2 protein-coding genes and 1 pseudogene are annotated in these 2084 nt (G+C 41.0%); all 3 read right to left on the reverse strand.

The genetic code is table 11. The annotated features are described in order from the left end of the window. On the reverse strand, positions 1-88 hold an 88-nt coding region (locus G485_RS27175; protein ID WP_035157024.1), incomplete at its 3' end, for a VOC family protein. 69 nt (positions 89-157) lie between these two features. After that, positions 158-610: pseudogene (locus G485_RS0117330) on the reverse strand (DNA/RNA helicase domain-containing protein); the annotation flags it as partial. 563 nt (positions 611-1173) lie between these two features. Further along, positions 1174-1932 (reverse strand): formylglycine-generating enzyme family protein, encoded by a 759-nt coding sequence (locus G485_RS27180; RefSeq protein WP_240489190.1) that lies wholly within the window; start codon positions 1930-1932, stop codon positions 1174-1176. Between the last annotated feature and the right edge of the window lie 152 nt (positions 1933-2084).

A 2084-nucleotide genomic window follows, 5' to 3' on the forward strand; every position in this document is an offset into this window, starting at 1 on the left:
TTTTTTTTACAAAGCCCAGCGTTTTTGTATAAAACTCCAATGCCTTGTCTTGATCTTGAACGAATATACTGGTAACAATGATTTTCATAATGTTTTTGCCTCCTTTGATATTTGCGACATTGGTGCTCTAGTTCCTTCCAATTGTCTTTAGTTCAACTTATATAGCTGCAAGTCTCGCCAATCTCTCCCTAAAATAACCCTCCAACCTTTTGTCCGTACAATAAATAAAACAACCCTTCTGGCCGCGAGTCATCAGAGTGCGGTAGGTATTTCGAATGATCTCATCGGCCAGCCGTTCACCCTTAGCCTTATCTTGTTTAATAAGCTTAGAAATCCCTTTAAGTGATTGATCCGTCTTTGCTCTCTTCGTATAATCCGTTGTAAGTTTCCCGTCGATATACCTAAGGTCGTCGCCGATAATGACACCCACGTAATCGAACTCAAGACCTTGACATGTATGAATACATCCTGCTTGATGGACGGAATTGCTGTCAATGGCCCAAGTCGCTGTGTTGTTGAGATTCCAACTCATGCCAAACTCGTGCTCTTTTATAATAATATCATGATAGGTGGGATCATTCCGATGCGCGCTAGACCAATCCCAGCAAAATATCGAATAAAATATTGCAAAACATCCTTTAATTCAGCAGACATATATAACCCCCGCCAAAAAATACATGTGACTTATTTACTAATAAGTTTCTCCATAAATACGACACAATCCTCCCAATTGCCCATTTAAAGCAATTAAGAATACAGCTTTACCTTTTTGAAAAAAATTAAAGAACTTTAATTCGCGCTTTAGGCCGAATCAAAGTTCTTTGCTCTTAATCGAGTACGCGAGACCGCCCATCTCATTTTCGAACCGGCAATAAGGTGACGCAAAGGAACTGTTGGCAACGATTCGACAGAAACAGCAAACTATCAGTTTTTTATCCAAAAAGGATACCTTCATCTGAATAGTTTGTATCGCATGAATCGAGTTTTGAATAAACCGATTTATTGAATCCCTGTAAGAATGACATTATAGAAGGCGCTCTCGTTACCAACGAGTTTCAGTTTGAGGATTTCAGCACCTGTCAGATTGACGGATACAGGAATGCCAAGGTTTCTGATCCCCCCCTTTCCTATCAGTAGATTTTTTCGATTATGCTTGGTGTGTCTTGTTCCCAATTACTCGCCGCGAATCACACGAAAACCTTGATCGGGGCCAATGCCACTCGCCTCGAACTTGCCCCGAAAAGATATCTCGTTGTTGCTGACGTCGCCGATCCAACCGCCGCCCTTCACAACCCGGAAAGAACCGCTATCGCTATCCAAGCCGTCTCCGTACCAATTCCAGCACCATTCCCTTACATTACCTGACATATCGTAAAGTCCTAACTCGTTAGGTTTCTTGATACCGACAGATTTTGTTTTATTATTGTTGCTTTCTATGATAGGCCAGTTCCATTCTCCTGATAAGTATTTATCTCCAGCGTTTCTCCAATACCATGCTACTTCATCTGCATTATTGCTTCCGCTGTATGTGTAACTCTTGCTCAACTGACCTCCACCTGCAGCATATTCCCACTCCGCTTCTGTCGGCAATCGGTAACCATTAGCTCCCTCATTGATCGTTACTGTCCATTTAATATTATCGTTATCACTCTTGTTATTTGGGTCTTTTCTATTCTTATCTATATTGTAATACGGTTTTAAGCCCTCTTTTATACTCCTTTTATTACAGTACTCAACAACGTCATACCAGCTTACCATTTCTACCGGCAAATTGTCGCCTTTGAATTCTGAGGGATTACTTCCCATTACCTCAATCCACTCTTTTTGAGTTACCTCATATTTGCCGATATAAAAGTTCGATATGGTTACACTTTTTCCATAGTAATTGGACTTTGTGTTGAATTCTGCAGCGTATCGGTTTCGTTTTTCCATGATCTCAGTATAACTTATTTTTCACGCTCCTGTGTCTCAGCCTATGGGAGCATTATAATGTTTGCGGGCTTGACGTTCACAAAAAGAACATCGTTGCCTGTACTATCACTCCGGAAGGTAAAGAAATCCGAACGTTTGGTACCATGACCGAT

This window comes from Cohnella thermotolerans DSM 17683, assembly GCF_000429825.1.
In the GTDB taxonomy this organism is placed as follows: Bacteria; Bacillota; Bacilli; order Paenibacillales; family Paenibacillaceae; genus Cohnella; species Cohnella thermotolerans.